Annotated in this window: 19 protein-coding genes and 1 pseudogene; 11 read left to right on the top strand and 9 right to left on the bottom strand. The window is 39.2% G+C overall.

Features of this window, described 5'->3' with window-relative positions:
* Positions 1-3 precede the first annotated feature (3 nt).
* Complete coding sequence (locus tag AC1DOV_RS05615) at positions 4-441, top strand: hypothetical protein (protein ID WP_477549395.1); 438 nt, start codon at positions 4-6, stop codon at positions 439-441.
* A gap of 128 nt (positions 442-569) precedes the next feature.
* Positions 570-1,469 carry a hypothetical protein gene (locus AC1DOV_RS05610; protein WP_477549394.1) on the top strand — a complete coding sequence of 300 codons (900 nt, stop codon included), beginning with the start codon at positions 570-572 and terminating at the stop codon, positions 1,467-1,469.
* A 69-nt stretch (positions 1,470-1,538) separates the two neighbouring features.
* Here AC1DOV_RS05610 and AC1DOV_RS05605 read toward each other — a convergent pair whose 3' ends face one another.
* Entirely contained in the window at positions 1,539-1,832 is a 294-nt protein-coding gene (locus AC1DOV_RS05605; RefSeq protein ID WP_477549393.1) for a hypothetical protein, read from the bottom strand.
* A gap of 220 nt (positions 1,833-2,052) precedes the next feature.
* On the opposite strand from AC1DOV_RS05605, the gene AC1DOV_RS05600 reads away from it, so the two are divergent.
* Positions 2,053-2,589 (top strand): DUF1697 domain-containing protein, encoded by a 537-nt coding sequence (locus AC1DOV_RS05600; RefSeq protein ID WP_430058754.1) that lies wholly within the window; start codon positions 2,053-2,055, stop codon positions 2,587-2,589.
* 84 nt (positions 2,590-2,673) lie between these two features.
* On the opposite strand, the gene AC1DOV_RS05595 is transcribed toward AC1DOV_RS05600, so the two are convergent.
* From AC1DOV_RS05595 to AC1DOV_RS05585, 3 genes are all read right to left on the bottom strand, one after another.
* Positions 2,674-3,102, bottom strand: a complete 429-nt coding sequence (locus AC1DOV_RS05595) for a VOC family protein (protein ID WP_477549392.1) — start codon at positions 3,100-3,102, stop codon at positions 2,674-2,676.
* A 111-nt stretch (positions 3,103-3,213) separates the two neighbouring features.
* The gene (locus AC1DOV_RS05590) at positions 3,214-3,411 is read right to left on the bottom strand and encodes a DUF6199 family natural product biosynthesis protein (RefSeq protein ID WP_477549391.1); all 198 of its coding nucleotides are present in this window, start codon (positions 3,409-3,411) and stop codon (positions 3,214-3,216) included.
* A gap of 246 nt (positions 3,412-3,657) precedes the next feature.
* Positions 3,658-3,822 carry a hypothetical protein gene (locus AC1DOV_RS05585; protein ID WP_441875472.1) on the bottom strand — a complete coding sequence of 55 codons (165 nt, stop codon included), beginning with the start codon at positions 3,820-3,822 and terminating at the stop codon, positions 3,658-3,660.
* Positions 3,823-4,081: 259 nt separating this feature from the next.
* On the opposite strand from AC1DOV_RS05585, the gene AC1DOV_RS05580 reads away from it, so the two are divergent.
* Both AC1DOV_RS05580 and AC1DOV_RS05575 read left to right on the top strand, forming a co-directional pair.
* Entirely contained in the window at positions 4,082-4,519 is a 438-nt protein-coding gene (locus AC1DOV_RS05580) for an RrF2 family transcriptional regulator (RefSeq protein ID WP_441875475.1), read from the top strand.
* 249 nt (positions 4,520-4,768) lie between these two features.
* On the top strand, positions 4,769-5,143 hold the full coding sequence (locus AC1DOV_RS05575; protein ID WP_477549390.1) for a DoxX family protein: 375 nt from the start codon (positions 4,769-4,771) through the stop codon (positions 5,141-5,143).
* 103 nt (positions 5,144-5,246) lie between these two features.
* Here the strand turns inward: AC1DOV_RS05575 and AC1DOV_RS05570 are convergent, their stop codons facing one another.
* Positions 5,247-6,008, bottom strand: a complete 762-nt coding sequence (locus AC1DOV_RS05570; RefSeq protein ID WP_430058767.1) for an SDR family oxidoreductase — start codon at positions 6,006-6,008, stop codon at positions 5,247-5,249.
* A 172-nt stretch (positions 6,009-6,180) separates the two neighbouring features.
* Here AC1DOV_RS05570 and AC1DOV_RS05565 point away from each other — a divergent pair, with 172 nt between their 5' ends.
* On the top strand, positions 6,181-6,795 hold the full coding sequence (locus AC1DOV_RS05565; protein WP_477549389.1) for a TetR/AcrR family transcriptional regulator: 615 nt from the start codon (positions 6,181-6,183) through the stop codon (positions 6,793-6,795).
* A 49-nt stretch (positions 6,796-6,844) separates the two neighbouring features.
* Here AC1DOV_RS05565 and AC1DOV_RS05560 read toward each other — a convergent pair whose 3' ends face one another.
* A complete protein-coding gene (locus tag AC1DOV_RS05560; protein WP_477549388.1) occupies positions 6,845-7,759 on the bottom strand; it encodes an apurinic/apyrimidinic endonuclease family protein in 915 nt (304 codons plus the stop codon).
* Positions 7,760-7,836: 77 nt separating this feature from the next.
* Entirely contained in the window at positions 7,837-8,184 is a 348-nt protein-coding gene (locus AC1DOV_RS05555) for an EamA family transporter (protein ID WP_477549387.1), read from the bottom strand.
* Between the two features lie 333 nt (positions 8,185-8,517).
* Here AC1DOV_RS05555 and AC1DOV_RS05550 point away from each other — a divergent pair, with 333 nt between their 5' ends.
* The 4 genes from AC1DOV_RS05550 (at position 8,518) to AC1DOV_RS05535 (ending at position 13,133) form a co-directional block, all read left to right on the top strand.
* Entirely contained in the window at positions 8,518-9,321 is an 804-nt protein-coding gene (locus tag AC1DOV_RS05550) for a chitinase (protein ID WP_477549386.1), read from the top strand.
* Between the two features lie 311 nt (positions 9,322-9,632).
* A complete protein-coding gene (locus AC1DOV_RS05545) occupies positions 9,633-9,833 on the top strand; it encodes a copper ion binding protein (RefSeq protein ID WP_477549385.1) in 201 nt (66 codons plus the stop codon).
* 24 nt (positions 9,834-9,857) lie between these two features.
* Positions 9,858-12,287 carry a heavy metal translocating P-type ATPase gene (locus tag AC1DOV_RS05540; RefSeq protein ID WP_477549384.1) on the top strand — a complete coding sequence of 810 codons (2,430 nt, stop codon included), beginning with the start codon at positions 9,858-9,860 and terminating at the stop codon, positions 12,285-12,287.
* A gap of 162 nt (positions 12,288-12,449) precedes the next feature.
* Positions 12,450-13,133 carry a DUF7002 family protein gene (locus tag AC1DOV_RS05535; protein WP_477549383.1) on the top strand — a complete coding sequence of 228 codons (684 nt, stop codon included), beginning with the start codon at positions 12,450-12,452 and terminating at the stop codon, positions 13,131-13,133.
* Positions 13,134-13,136: 3 nt separating this feature from the next.
* Here the strand turns inward: AC1DOV_RS05535 and AC1DOV_RS05530 are convergent, their stop codons facing one another.
* Positions 13,137-13,550 carry a nuclear transport factor 2 family protein gene (locus tag AC1DOV_RS05530; RefSeq protein ID WP_477549382.1) on the bottom strand — a complete coding sequence of 138 codons (414 nt, stop codon included), beginning with the start codon at positions 13,548-13,550 and terminating at the stop codon, positions 13,137-13,139.
* A gap of 174 nt (positions 13,551-13,724) precedes the next feature.
* On the opposite strand from AC1DOV_RS05530, the pseudogene AC1DOV_RS05525 reads away from it, so the two are divergent.
* Positions 13,725-13,889: pseudogene (locus AC1DOV_RS05525) on the top strand (ATP-binding cassette domain-containing protein); the annotation flags it as partial.
* A gap of 49 nt (positions 13,890-13,938) precedes the next feature.
* Here AC1DOV_RS05525 and AC1DOV_RS05520 read toward each other — a convergent pair.
* A complete protein-coding gene (locus tag AC1DOV_RS05520) occupies positions 13,939-14,331 on the bottom strand; it encodes a winged helix-turn-helix transcriptional regulator (RefSeq protein WP_477549381.1) in 393 nt (130 codons plus the stop codon).
* Between the last annotated feature and the right edge of the window lie 81 nt (positions 14,332-14,412).

The following is a 14,412-nucleotide window of genomic DNA, read 5'->3' as shown; positions in this document are numbered from 1 at the left end:
GCGATGCATAATGCAGGGACTTTATTTTTGAAGCTGATCGTTCATCTTTTTTCGCTTCTTTTTATTTTTCCCGCAATTTTGTTCTCCATTCTGGTGCTATGCTTGACGGATAATGTGAAATCCGGAATGGTTATGCTTATTTCTGCGTTGATTCTTCATGTTATTGTGAAAATTAGCAGCTACTCGTATTCTTTATCAGAAGGTGATCATAAATATCGAATAGACAGGCGAGAAACCGAAATATTTAGTGAGTGGTCATATGAAAAAGAATCGCCGCCACCACTTGTGGACATCTATCGTGAAATTGAATGTTGGAATGGGGAAACTGAGGCATTATACCGCATGATTCGAAATCGTGAACAAGCTAATTACTCGGAAGATCGTTCTGAACGATGCGCAGAACGCAAGCAGAATAAGTGCGGAAATAGACATGTAGATTAGTATAGGCAAAGCAGTGAAATGGATGATCAGAAAATATTACCAGCCATATTAATAAATATTAATGACGTTATGCCCCTGAATTCATATAAGATATGCGAAAGATATGTAAACAGGGAGGTTATATGATCATGGAAAAGAAACGCTGCTTGTTCTGTTCTGAGATCGTACCCATCGAACAAAAAGGTGAGTATGAGCGCTATTTGGGCTGCAACTGCGCACCGGGAAGTTATTACAGTTTATTAAGAGATAGTTACCTTGCTATTAACTCATTGTCCTATCCTATAAAAAATAAACGTTTTCCCATTATATCGGGGTACATTAGAGAACAATTAGATTGTGGTGAAAAGATTACTCTTACAATTGATGACTTGGAAACGATTGAGAAAGCACCACATATTCCGCTTACAATTGAAGATAAAGAAGCACGGCTTCTTCAATATTTATATCGTCATTCCGATGATCCTGGACAACCGATCGTCATTCAGCCGCTTTCGCAAAATTTTAATTTAACTTATTCTCCAAACCTGCAAGAGCTCGTGTACATTGTGGAGAAACTAAGGGAAGCTCAATTGATTGTTAGAGAAGGGATTACTTTTAAGCTTACGGAGAAGGGATGGAACGAAGCAGCAGCAAGAGCAGGGGGAAGGAAGTTGAAAACCTGCGGTGTGCTGCTCCCAGACAATCAGCCATTGCGAGCGGAATGGTTTGAGCATGTATTTCCGAAATTAGAGCAGTTTGGTTATTTGCCGTTTATGTTTCAACAATCAGATACAAGCGGCAATGAAAATCATTCCATAACGAAGCTAGCTGAAAGCAAGCTTATCATTGCGGATATTACAAGCCATTCACCGGAGGTTTATTTTGCAGCTGGGTATGCGCTTGGCGCAAATGTTGAGGTCGTGTGGACGATGAATAGCACACAGGAGGAGGAGCTGTGCGTTCAGCCGGAGTCCATTAGGCCAATGATATGGGATGATGCGGGGGAGCTTGCTGCGCTGCTTCAGCAGCGGCTGAGCTTTAAGAAATAATCTATAGAATCAATACACAAAACACACGCTTAAAAAGGTGTGTTTTGTGTTATTTATGTTAATCTACGTCTAGCTGCACATCGTGGCAGGTTTTAAGGCGGCATTAAAAGCAGCACGATTTTCCCATAAGAATGAGTGAATTTGGCTTGACTCATCAAAGAAATGCTCCTGCTCATCCATGTAATCTTCACCTAATCCATGTACGCTGAATCGATCCTCACAGTTATTCATTAGAGTCCACTGTCCTCCACGTTTGCGATCTGCGAATACAAAATAAAATTTTTGACCGGTTGCATCCCACTGGGCGAGTTGCTTGAAGTTTTCTAAAATAAATGCAATATCATTTTTCTTTTTGATCAACATGGTTCATCTCCTCTTTCTTTATAAAAATAATTGTCATATTAGCGTGTATGCTCGCATAAGAACAAGACAAGAATATACGATTTTATCAGAAAAGTATGTCAAACGGTAGGAACGATTTATAGGATTGTTTGACGAATAATGGCGTACTTGATATATGGTGAAATCAGTTATACTATAAATGTCAAATAACATCAGCAGTTGAAAGAAAGGATGTTTGTAGATGAGCATTTATTTTGCGCTTTTACGAGGAATTAATGTTGGCGGCAATAATATGATAAAAATGGCTGAGCTTAAACGAATGTTTGAGGAGCTTGGCTTTGCACGTGTGCAGACGTATATTAACAGCGGGAATGTCATTTTCGAATCAAACGAGAATGCAAACAAACTAGAAGAGACAATTGAGAAGCAGATTAGTGAAGTGTTTGGATTTAATATCGCTGTAATACTGAGGACGTCGGATGAACTTGTAAGCATTATTGATAAATCACCATTCAATGCGGCTGAGTTGACCGAAGGTCAGAGTATACATCTCACTTTATTAAAAGAGGCGCCTACACAAGAACAAATTAATAATTTGCCTGATGTAGACCTAGGCAATGATGAATATTACATAAGCGGCAAAGAAATTTATGTGCTTTATCGAAACAGTATTCTTGATTCCAAGCTGCCCAAAAAATTTCAAAATTTACTGCCAGCTACAGCTCGAAACTGGAAAACAATTATGAAGCTTGATGCGATGGCAAAAGCATTAAAATAAGTACAGTGTTAGAACGAAAAAAAAGGATAGGGTACTATTCTTATGAAAAGAATAGACCCCGATCCTTTTTAACCTTAATGTTTGTTAACCGTTAGCTGCCTCATCTTCAACGTTCAGTTGCCACAAGATGCCAAGCTTGTCCTTTACTTGGCCGTAGCATTTGCTCCAGAACGTTTCTTGGAGTTCCATTAGAACCGTACCGTTTTCCTTCAGCTTATGAAATAGTGATGTTACTTCATCTTTATCTTTGCTGACGATCGAAAGGCTTATATTGTTTCCTTCAATAAAGGGCATTCCAGGGAATACATCAGAAAACATAACATTGCTGCCTAAAATGTTTAAGCGAGCGTGCATGACTAAGTTTTTTGCTTCCTCAGGAAGGGGATATTCTGGGTTTGGTGGAATATCGCTGAAAGTAGTGAAATTTGTAATTTCAGCCCCAAACACTTGCACATAATATTCGACCGCTTCACGACAATTCCCATTGAAATTCAAATAAACATCAACTGCCATTTTATTCACTCCTTCATGATTATTGGCTCATTATTGCTCCAATATTTTCATTCCAATTGTATCATTAGATGGTCTGGAATCAAATTTTTTTTGAAAATTTAAGATGTTATTTTAGAAAAGATTAGGCAGGATGACAAATAGAAAAACAATAAGAATGATGATACTGCTTATCCGGCTCATTAGTATGTAAGCATCGCTAGGTTCTGAATTTCCTTTAACCATCCAGCCGTATCTCATGTACCAACCGAACTTAGGGAAGAAGATATTAAGGAATGCAATGATGACAAATAGGATAACAAACAATACCACAAGGATCAGCCCCTTATTTGTGTATTCGCGATTAAATGAAGGAATTAAGAAAGTTAAAAATAGTTGATCGGTATTTCTTTTATTGTACATGATAAAAGGCTACAGCAGACTAATAAAATGGAATTAATTCCTTATTATTATTGATTTATGTAATGGAAAAAAGGAAGACCACAAGGCCCACGAAATGGTCCTTGTGGATAATATAAACGTCTATATACTCGCACCGATACGGGTTAGACCTTCTTTTTAGTATCCTTTACCATGACCAGTGCCAACTCCGCCAACTCCACCATATCCACCGTATCCGCCAACTCCGCCAAATCCGCAACTGCAAGCGATAATCACCAAGAGAATAAAGAGGACTAAGATGATCCCTAAGCTCGAGAAAGCTCCACCAACGTGACCAGACATTTTTCAATGCACCTCCTTACGTTCTGTGTACTGTGTAATTTATGCTGGATGGGTATTTGTTGATTGGGTGTTTGTTACCTAGCTAAATGAATCATGTCATAAGCCTAGTTATAAGTTAGACAGAAGCGAAAAAGAAGTATGACTGTCTTGGGGGTGACAAACTTGAACATGAAAATGCATTACTTTATAATGTGCTTAATAGAAATACAATTCATAATATGATGTTTAAGCCACATAAGTGGCTGAAGGAGTGATTGATATGAGTACTGCAAATCGTGGAGTTAATATCGGACCTCCTAGATTTAAAATAGCGGTTCATTCCATTGTCTGGTTAGCGCAGAGCGGCAGCATCTTATCAAGTGCGATGATTGCAAATCAGGTGAATTCGCATGCAACTTTTATGAGAAGAGTTATGCAAGCATTAGCGGCAGCCGGCATTGTGGAGTCAAAGGGCGGTAGAGAAGGCGGATATATTTTAAGAAAAACAGCGAATGAAATTACATTAGGCGACATTTACGCGGCAGTAAATACATGTACAGCTGAACCAGAAGGTGATGGTAATTGTGGAGAAACAGGCCATAAACTGGACGTAGAGCTGGAAAAAATTCTGTTTGAAGCTGAGCAAAAAACGATTGATTACCTTCGTCAGTATACTATTAATGATGTGATGGAGCGTGTAGATTTTTTTGTCGTTTAATTTTTTCAACAAAGTACTAGTCAAACGTTTTGAAACGAATTATAATGTGCTTAAATGAGTTGCAGTTAAAACTGCACTTTTATTTTTGTATTATATGTGCTTATTACAAGCACAGTTAACTTTGAAGATTATGGGGGTATGACCTAAATCGGAAATAACAACAGTAAGCATAAAATATTTGAAAAGAATAGTCTGTTTTATAATGTGCCTTCATAGGTTGCATTAACCGAGAAAAAAGGAGAGTCTACAATGGAAATATTAGCGTTGGTATTGCAGGGACTATTAGGTTTGATGTTTTTGATGGCGGGATTCGGTAAAGTATCGGGGTCGAAGATGCACATTGACGGCTTTAAACAATGGGGATTGCCGCAATGGTTCCGAGTTGTAACGGGTGTTGTTGAATTAATCGCTGCCATTGCTTTAATTATTGGATACTGGGAGCACAGCTGGGCAGCAGCTGGCGCGTTATTGCTTGGCATTACAGCTATCGGAGGTACATTAACTCATGTACGTGTAAAAGATTCTTTCAAACAAACTTTCCCGATCATCCTCGTAGGTGTTTTATCATTTGTACTATTTTTTATCCGACTATCCGATTTATCTGATTTTCCTGGGTTTAACTAAGGTGTACTAGAGTAAACATAATTTCGTAATCTTCATATCTATCGTTAATAACAAAATAAGGAGCCATCACAAGTGATGGCTCCTTTGCTGTTCATTAAGTGTTTTAGTATGCTGACCAACCGCCATCCGCGGTAACTACAGTGCCGTTGATAAAGCTAGAATCATCTGAAGCTAGAAATAAAGCAACGCTCGCAATTTGTTTCGGATCTGCCGCTTCTCCGCGTTGTAAGGACATACCAGCCATAGCTTGTTCGATACCAAATGGATCAGCATGTGTCATACCTGCACCAATGTTTGTAGCAACAGCGCCAGGCGCGATAGCATTACATCGAATGCCGAGCTTGCCATATTGGAACCCTACATTTTTGGTAATGCCAACAACAGCATGCTTGGAAGCCGTGTAAGCAATGCCTGCGCGTGAACCAAATAGACCGCCGACAGAGGCTGTGTTAATAATGACGCCATGGCCTTGCTTCGTCATGAGGGGAATAGCTTTGCGAATAGCTCTCATAGGACCAGTCACGTTAATGTCCATTACTCTGTTCCACATTTCATCTGTAACGGATTCTGCAGGCAGCATTTGATCCATAATACCTGCATTATTTACTAATATATCAAGTTTGCCAAAATCATTTACTGCAGTGTCAATCATTCGAGCAACGTCTTCTTCCTTTGTAACGTTTGTAACTACGCCTTTGGCTTGTCCACCAGATGAATTAATTTCCTCAACAACAGAAGTTACTGCCGCTTCATTAATATCGGCTACAACTACTTGAGCACCTTCTTGTGCGAATAATAATGCCATTTCCTTGCCCATACCTGACGCTGCGCCTGTGATTACGGCTGTTTTTCCTTGTAATTTCATTTGTATCATCCTCTCGACTAGGCAGATTGGTTCTTTCTTTATTTGACGACGTCCTGTCGTATATACTTAGGATAACAAGTTAAGTGATTATTACTATGACATTTCGAGTCAAAATGTCGTTTAAGGTATAAATTAGTTCAACAAGCATGTGAATGAACGAGGGGCTGAGCAAATGACAAAAGTGTACAATACCTTAGATGTACGTGGTGTCCGCACCCGTACATTTCTCAAAGAAGCGCTGTTATCACTGATGGCTGTCAAAAGCTATAACCAAATAAAAATTAAAGAAGTTACAGAAATAGCGGGTGTAAACCGCGTGACCTACTATGATCATTTCTCAACGAAAGATGAGCTCCTTATGGAGCTTATTGAAGACGTGCTAACTGAATACGCCGATATTATTGAAGGCGTTACAGAATTTTCAGCGTCAAAGCGACCGTCCATTGAATATATGAAGACGATCAGGCTATCCGTTGGTCATATAAAAAAACATTCCGATTTCTATAGCATCATGCTGCTTGGAAATGGCGTTCTTAACTTCTCGGATCGACTTCATGATCAAATGTTTGAATCTTTGCTTCAATTAGTACGCCGGATGGGGCAGCAGAATCCGGAAATTGAATCGGACCTGCTTGTGAACTGGATTGTTGGAGGGGCTATAGGAATATATAAATACTGGCTGCAAAATGGCATGCGGCAAACCGAGGAAGAAATTTCACGGCAGATGCTGAAAATAACGATGGCTTCTAGTCAGGTTTTCAATTTGCGTACATATGTCATTCCATAAGGAAATGAAAAAGCTGCCTCTAATTAGTATGGCAGCTTATAGGTGAATCTTATTTATTGAGAATGCTGTCTACCCATAAATAACAGCTTTCTAATTGTTGTTCGCTAATACGATCAGACCTGTGCTCGAACATGATCCTTACTTTATTATTTTCTTCTCTAATAATGTTCAAATAATCTTCTATCGGTGCCCATCCCTCATCGGGACTGAGTTCGGGGAGTGCCGGATGATGTCTATTTTGAATGGTATCGTTAATTTGCATGTTTGACAAATGAATCGAAGCAGCATATTTCGTATACTTTCTAAATATTTTTCTTGCATCTAACGAAGGATCTATACTCTCTTGATGAAATAGTCTTGCCGTATCCAGGCACAGCTTAATTTTCGGGTACTTTATAAGCAAATTTTCCAAGAAATCCGTATCATAGATATACTTATTTAGTGCGTCAAACTCCAGTAATGGGGTGAAATGATATTGCTCGCTTTTTTCCGTAAGCCAGTTGAAAAGGTATTCGCTTTTTTCAACAAATTGCTCAAAACAATAATTGCTTTCTAAAATGTATTCCGTACTATTCGTAAATTTCCATGTATCCCAGTTGACGCTGTCATCCAATAGGACTGGTTTAGGATAATGGAACAAAATATAATCAAGTGGGGCTGTTGCTAAATAATTCAGCTCTACTTCGATATTGTTGAATGCGTCAGTTCTAATCTTATCATCTAAGGATAAAATTAATGCATCTCTTAGTCTTGAAGCATTAGCTCGCATAGGAAAATGTACTCCGATATGAAACCCTCTTTTTTTTGCTTCTTCAACAAGCTTTAAATAATCTTCATGGGTATGGAACAAACATGCTTCAATGCCGTAAAAACTATCTCTAAAATCCTTTTCATATTTACGGTCATCGAATCCTCCGTATTGCCCGATCATAAATTGTTTGATGAAAATCTCCTCCTCTTCCATAGACGTCATTACAATTCGACAGAAAACCCCATTTTCCTGTTATTGAAGTCATAAATTTTTCTTTTTTATGGAAGTGGCTACTTTTGTTTAACAAGGAACAGCCCAATAACGATAATCACTAAGCCAACCCAGTTTTTCCAATTGGGGAATTCTTTTAGAAACAAGTACCCCATAATTAACGAAATCAAAATTTCCAAACACTTAGCGGCTACTAAAGTAAAGCTAAGATTCCCGGAAGATTTGAGACCATACTTTACACCATAACCAATAGATAAATTAGCCATTAAAAAGAAGGGTAACATTAGCATTTGAAACTTTAAAGTTGACCAAAATTGGGGCTCAATATGTTTCCCTTGATAAGAAAAAATAAAATTAACTACAAATAATCCTCCAAATAAAAGCGCGAAGCTATACAGGTAAGTCATAAGAACCTCCAACTATTGTTTTTAAATTCGTTTGTTTTTTTATGAATTGCATGTAAAAAATCTTTGATCGCTTTCGTCGATTAATGTTTCCTGAAGCCAACTTTTTTATCCATGACAAAGATTTAATCTGACAGAATACTTGAAAAATCGAGCTGAATTAAAATAATCATCATAAATAATCAACGAAATCATTTTCGTACAGGAGGTAAGAACTATTAACAATCGATTCATAATGCTATTACTTACATAGGAAGCACACTTGCGATTGGTGAAAACCATTTTTTATCGTTAAAGGAGATTGAAAGGGCATGGGATGGAATTGATCTAGAATATATGCCTGAAAAAGCTGTAGACGCGGTTAAAGCAGTTCTTCCTCAAAAAATATACGAAGAACTGTTTCCAAACCGCTTAGGTTCTCCTGAATGGTATAAAGTAGCTAAAGGCAAGGAGTATTTTAAAGAAGACCAATCGGATTATTTCTCTTATGATCATTTGATCGCTGCTGTAACTGAGGTGTCAAATCTTAAGTTAAAGGTTAGCACACGCAAAGGAGACAACAGCGCTCAGGAAATACATAGATTGGATAAGGATGCTAGAATCGAGACATTGCCCTCCCGTTCGGCCGAGTTTAATTCGCCAGACAATTTAAAAACGGTTGTCATCGATTTTGGCACATTCCTCAAGGAGGGTTCTAAGAAAGATCGTAAGCGTGAGCTTGCTGCATTTCTTGCCAATCTTGCACATGAGACTGGCGGAGGCTGGGCTACAGCACCTGGCGGTGAACTGAAGTGGGGACTGTTCTGGAATGAAAATATTGCTGGAAGAACGGGTGTAAATGAATCCGCTTTCGTGGATGAAGCAAGCAGTGCTCTCTATCCGGGCGTAACGGGCAAACGTTATTATGGACGTGGACCGATCATGTTGAGTTGGAATTTCAACTACGGCTTGTTCAGCTCTATTATTTATGGAGACAAAAATGTGCTTCTTAGCAATCCAGAAATCGTCGCAGCGGACGGTAAGGTAGGTTTCATGACTGCTATTTTATTTTGGATGACACCGCAGGCGCCTAAGCCATCAGCTCATGATGTTATCGTGAACAAATGGAAGCCATCGAAGAGGATATTGCAAAAGGTTTAAAGCAGCCAGGGTTTGGCATTACCATCATGGTGCTTAGATTAGAAGCGTTTTATTAATTTCTTCCAGTTTAACTTTTAAATGAAATAATCGAACGCGATAACATACTATGCATTTTATGCAAATTTCTCTGTTTCAGATGGAGTAAGCAAATGTTCAATGACACAATATAGAAAGAAAATAGATAAAATGATTGACACAATATACGGTAGGGGGGTATAGTGTGTTTATGAGAAAGAGCAGTAAACTTCTTAAACATTGTATTTTCAATATGAAGATAAAAATAAATGATTCACATAAAGGAGATATGAACAATGAAAAATGTAACATTAAATGTTGAAGGAATGTCTTGTAATCACTGTGTTAATTCCATCGAAGGAGCTTTAAAGACGATAGGTACACAAGGAAAAGTGGATCTGGCGAGTGAATCGGTTCAAGTTGTGTTCGACGAAAGTAATCTAACACTTGAAACGATCAAGGAAACCATAGAAGAACAAGGATATGAAGTTCATTAATCGAGAAAAAAAGAGGTGATCATCATGGAAGCGACTAGCTCAGATACGAAACAAATTTCCCTGCAAATTATTGGGATGACTTGTGCAGCTTGCGCGAATAGGATTGAGAAAGGATTAAATAAGCTTGAAGGTGTTTCGGAAGCGAATGTAAATTTTGCAATGGAACGCGCTACCGTTATTTATGATCCAAGCAAAACAAACATTGCAAATATGGAACAAAGCATACAGAAGCTTGGGTACAGCACTGCTAAAGAAAGCGTTGATTTGCAGCTAGTTGGGATGACTTGCGCAGCTTGTGCACTTAAAATCGAGAAAGCATTGAATAAACTGCCTGGTATCACGAATGCTACCGTTAATTTCGCAATAGAAACTGCTCATGTAGAATTCAATCCTTCAGATGTAACTTTGTCAGATATGCAAAAACGAGTCGAGAAACTCGGTTACAAAGCAGTGCCAAAACAAGAAGTTGGCGATCCGGCAGAGCATCGTCAAAAAGAAATTAAACAACAAAAGCGCAAGCTTCTCATATCTGCCATCTTGTCGCTGCCGCTGCTTTGGTCCATGGTGACTCATTTTTCATTTACATCATGGATTTGGATGCCAAAGATTTTTATGAATCCTTGGTTTCAGCTTGCACTTGCCACTCCGGTTCAATTTTATGTCGGAAAACATTTTTATGTTGGAGCCTACAAAGCACTACGCAACAAAAGTGCCAATATGGATGTTCTGGTAGCTCTAGGCACGTCAGCTGCTTACTTTTATAGCCTATACCTGACAATAGATTGGGCAACGATGTCTGGAAATATGCACCACAGTCCATCCATGTATTATGAAACAAGCGCAGTTTTAATTACACTCGTTATTCTCGGTAAATTATTTGAAGGTTTGGCGAAAGGGCGTACTTCTGAAGCAATCAAGACACTAATGGGATTGCAAGCCAAGACTGCGTTAGTCGTTCGTGATGGTCAAGAGCTAACGATTCCTGTCGAGGAAGTGCTTACTGGAGACTTTGTGCTGGTAAAACCGGGTGAGAAGGTTCCGGTGGATGGTGAAGTCATCGAAGGTACTTCAGCGGTGGATGAGTCTATGCTGACTGGTGAAAGCATTCCAGTGGATAAAAAAATTGGCGACCATGTAATCGGAGCGACGATTAACAAAAATGGTCGGTTGAAAGTGAAAGCAACAAAGGTCGGCAAAGAAACGGCTTTAGCACAAATTATCAAAGTTGTAGAAGAAGCGCAGGGTTCAAAAGCACCAATACAGCGTGTTGCTGATGTTATCTCAGGTATCTTTGTACCGATCGTTGTTGGAATCGCACTTGCAGCTTTTGTTGTATGGTACTTCTGGATAAGTCCTGGCGATTTCGCTAATGCTTTAGAGATTGCGATCGCGATACTTGTCATCGCTTGTCCGTGTGCTCTCGGTCTTGCAACACCTACGTCGATTATGGCAGGTTCTGGTCGTGCTGCAGAGCTCGGAGTTCTCTTTAAAGGCGGCGAGCATCTCGAATCAACGCATAAAATTGATGCAATTATTTTGGATAAAACGGGAACGGTGACTAAAGGCAAACCCGAATTAACGGATGTATTTGTGGAGTCGATGGATGAAGATGCTTTCTTGCGTCTCGTCGGCGCTGCTGAGAAAAATTCAGAGCATCCGCTTGCGGAAGCAATTGTATCCGGCATATTGGCTAAAGACATTGAGCTTCCAAACGCTGATGAATTTGAAGCGATTCCTGGGTATGGCATTCGGGCAATTGTGGATGGCAAAGAGATTTTAGCCGGAACTCGGAAGCTGATGGGGAAATATAATATTCAAGCAGAGCATGCTTTTGAACAAATGTTCAACCTAGAGCAAGCAGGAAAAACAACGATGTTGTTCGCGATTGATGGCCAATATGCAGGCATGGTAGCTGTTGCTGACACCATTAAGGAGACTTCGAAAGAAGCCGTTTCTCGTTTGAAGCAAATGGGGATTCAAGTCGTTATGATTACTGGTGACAATGAACGAACTGCCCAAGCTATCGCACGGCAAGTTGGCATTGATCATGTGCTGGCAGAAGTACTTCCAGAAGGTAAAGCTGAAGAAGTGAAAAAATTACAAGCACAAGGCAAAAAAGTAGCGATGGTTGGTGATGGGATAAATGATGCACCGGCCTTAGCAATGGCGGACATTGGAATGGCTATTGGTACAGGTACAGATGTTGCGATGGAGGCTGCTGATATTACACTAATGCGCGGTGATCTGAATAGCATCCCTGATGCCATCTTTATGAGCCGTAAAACGATGGGCAATATTAGACAAAATCTATTTTGGGCGCTGGCTTACAACTCGTTGGGTATTCCTATTGCAGCAATCGGATTGTTAGCCCCATGGGTCGCTGGCGCTGCTATGGCACTTAGCTCCGTATCCGTTGTGTTAAATGCACTTCGTTTGCAGCGGATGAAAGTATAACTAGCTAAAAATTCGATATTAATCAATTGATTTTCATAATAAATTTGGTTCTTAAAAAAGGTCGCCATCGGCAACCTTTTTTTTGTATCTATGTTCTTACTCTAATGATGGGAATGATTCAATCGGATTCGTGAAATCATATGGGCAGAAGGAGAGGGCATAGTGGATAAGAAAGCGATCGTTTCAGCGATAACAAAATCAAAAGGCAGGAAAAGCCTTTACCATTTTACACGAGTAAGGAACTTGCCTGCGATCGTACATCATAATGCACTTTGGTCGAGCAAACATCTTTATCCATTTCATATCGGCGAGCGGCGATCAGAGGTCAAAGAAGTTAAATATTTCGAAGATACGGTTGTCATTAATGCGCATCTAAGGATTGTTGAGAGTATGATGGATGCGAATTGTACACATGAACAATTTCGGGCTTATCTTGATCAACATGTGTTCTTTTGGCCCACATTAAAGGATTGTCGCAAAATGTTGGATACATACAAACGAAGAGAACCGGATGAAGCATTTGTTATTTTACAGTTCGAAGCATTTCCATTATTGATGGATCATTATTCGGCCGTTAAATTGTCCAAATACGATTCGGGGAGTTCACCAAGGTTTCCAAAGAGCTGCAAGTATAAGAAAAGTTTAGAGATGTTTCTTTCTTTAGATGATTTCCAGAAAAAACGGAATAACACTGTTCCTGTGAAAGCTTCTGAAATACATGAGCTGCTGTTCAAAGACCAAGTTATTAATCTTAATCAATATGTACAGGTCATTTATGCTGATCATGATAATGGATTACCTGAGAACTGGAGAAAACTTGTGAAGCCGTTGGAAAGTTTCTCTTAGAGTTTATGATACTTCAATTACATATGAGGTCATTTCTTTTATTTTTGCTTGTTTGGAGGCGCTGCTAAACACATACATAGTACAAAAAGCATAACTTTTGTCGTTCTCAAGTTTTATAACTCCATTCGTTGCTGCCGTGTTTCCGTGTGTGACGATATTTGTAATTTGTAATTCGATGGTCTTGCTTATGTTCATTTGAGTGAGTGCTTCGAGAAATTCATTTTTTCCGTGTATAGCGGGAAATGAACCGACAATGTTCCATTGCACATCATCTGTAATTTGATCCTTTATAAAAGGCATATCCTTTTGAGCAAAAGCAATATTAAATGATTTAAGAATCGATTTTCTAGGCGCGTTTCCGCAATCTACTGGACACAGTATTTTTAATTCCTGATTTTGAGGAGCCATATGAGACATTATTTTGTTCCTTTCTTATTCCATACTGTGATGATTGCAGATTGTAAGCTTTTATGCTAAATCTAACAATACAAATTATTTTTCTAGAGCGGGGGGCTGCATATGTTGATCGTAAGTTTTCTTATAATCGCTTGGATATTAAGTTGGTTTAAGTTTAATCATTTATTAGCTTAGTTAATGAAGAGAACAGGAATAGGAGAGTTAGCTGATCGTGATATTACGCAGGTTTCAGATGGCCAGCTACAAAGAGCAGCTATTTGCAGGGCTCTTATTAATCAGCCTGATATTCTTTTTGGCGACGTAACAATTGGCGCTCTGAACTCCAAAGCTGCGGGTGAAAATCACTCCTAAGGACACCAACGCTTAGTTGGTGTTTTTTTGTTTTGTATTATTCCTTTTCGCTAGCTTGATCAAATGATGATCTAGCCAATTCAACAAGAGAATAATTTGTTCTTGTCCACTGCTTCAAGGCACTCAGTGGCTCGAGCAAAGACTCTCCCAACTTGGTAAGCGAATACTCAACGATTGGTGGAACAGACGGAGTCATATCTCGCTGAACCAAGCCGTCACGTTCCAATTGCCGCAAGGTTTGCGTTAGCATTTTTTTGGAAATTCCATCAATCCGTCTGCTAATATCTCCGTATCGAATAATACCGTCTTCCAATGCATAAATGACCAGTGCTGACCATTTGTTTGCAATGATTTCAAGTACTCTACTGTAAGAGCATTCAGATATCGAAATGTCGGGTTGAACGCTTTTAGCTGGAGATGATGTTTTCATTTAAGGTCCTCCTTATGCACTTTTTGGTTCATTGGAAACCTTAAAGTGCCTTCTTACTTTATTTTAGTTTGTATATTATTG

Source organism: Paenibacillus sp. 01T47 (assembly GCF_056398245.1).
Note: the sequence above shows the minus strand (reverse complement) of the source record. Positions and strands in the feature narration are given on the sequence as shown.

Bases quoted from the DNA above. Each gene is read 5' to 3' on its own strand.
- AC1DOV_RS05565 (WP_477549389.1), top strand. From the start codon at position 6,181: ATGACAAAAGTGTACAATACCTTAGATGTACGTGGTGTCCGCACCCGT.
- AC1DOV_RS05595 (WP_477549392.1), bottom strand. From the start codon at position 3,102: ATGGCAGTTGATGTTTATTTGAATTTCAATGGGAATTGTCGTGAAGCG.
- AC1DOV_RS05550 (WP_477549386.1), top strand. From the start codon at position 8,518: ATGCCTGAAAAAGCTGTAGACGCGGTTAAAGCAGTTCTTCCTCAAAAA.
- AC1DOV_RS05605 (WP_477549393.1), bottom strand. From the start codon at position 1,832: ATGTTGATCAAAAAGAAAAATGATATTGCATTTATTTTAGAAAACTTC.
- AC1DOV_RS05520 (WP_477549381.1), bottom strand. From the start codon at position 14,331: ATGAAAACATCATCTCCAGCTAAAAGCGTTCAACCCGACATTTCGATA.
- AC1DOV_RS05600 (WP_430058754.1), top strand. From the start codon at position 2,053: ATGAGCATTTATTTTGCGCTTTTACGAGGAATTAATGTTGGCGGCAAT.
- AC1DOV_RS05585 (WP_441875472.1), bottom strand. From the start codon at position 3,822: ATGTCTGGTCACGTTGGTGGAGCTTTCTCGAGCTTAGGGATCATCTTA.
- AC1DOV_RS05615 (WP_477549395.1), top strand. From the start codon at position 4: ATGCATAATGCAGGGACTTTATTTTTGAAGCTGATCGTTCATCTTTTT.
- AC1DOV_RS05545 (WP_477549385.1), top strand. From the start codon at position 9,633: ATGAAAAATGTAACATTAAATGTTGAAGGAATGTCTTGTAATCACTGT.
- AC1DOV_RS05560 (WP_477549388.1), bottom strand. From the start codon at position 7,759: ATGGAAGAGGAGGAGATTTTCATCAAACAATTTATGATCGGGCAATAC.
- AC1DOV_RS05540 (WP_477549384.1), top strand. From the start codon at position 9,858: ATGGAAGCGACTAGCTCAGATACGAAACAAATTTCCCTGCAAATTATT.
- AC1DOV_RS05570 (WP_430058767.1), bottom strand. From the start codon at position 6,008: ATGAAATTACAAGGAAAAACAGCCGTAATCACAGGCGCAGCGTCAGGT.
- AC1DOV_RS05530 (WP_477549382.1), bottom strand. From the start codon at position 13,550: ATGTCTCATATGGCTCCTCAAAATCAGGAATTAAAAATACTGTGTCCA.
- AC1DOV_RS05575 (WP_477549390.1), top strand. From the start codon at position 4,769: ATGGAAATATTAGCGTTGGTATTGCAGGGACTATTAGGTTTGATGTTT.
- AC1DOV_RS05555 (WP_477549387.1), bottom strand. From the start codon at position 8,184: ATGACTTACCTGTATAGCTTCGCGCTTTTATTTGGAGGATTATTTGTA.
- AC1DOV_RS05580 (WP_441875475.1), top strand. From the start codon at position 4,082: ATGAGTACTGCAAATCGTGGAGTTAATATCGGACCTCCTAGATTTAAA.
- AC1DOV_RS05610 (WP_477549394.1), top strand. From the start codon at position 570: ATGGAAAAGAAACGCTGCTTGTTCTGTTCTGAGATCGTACCCATCGAA.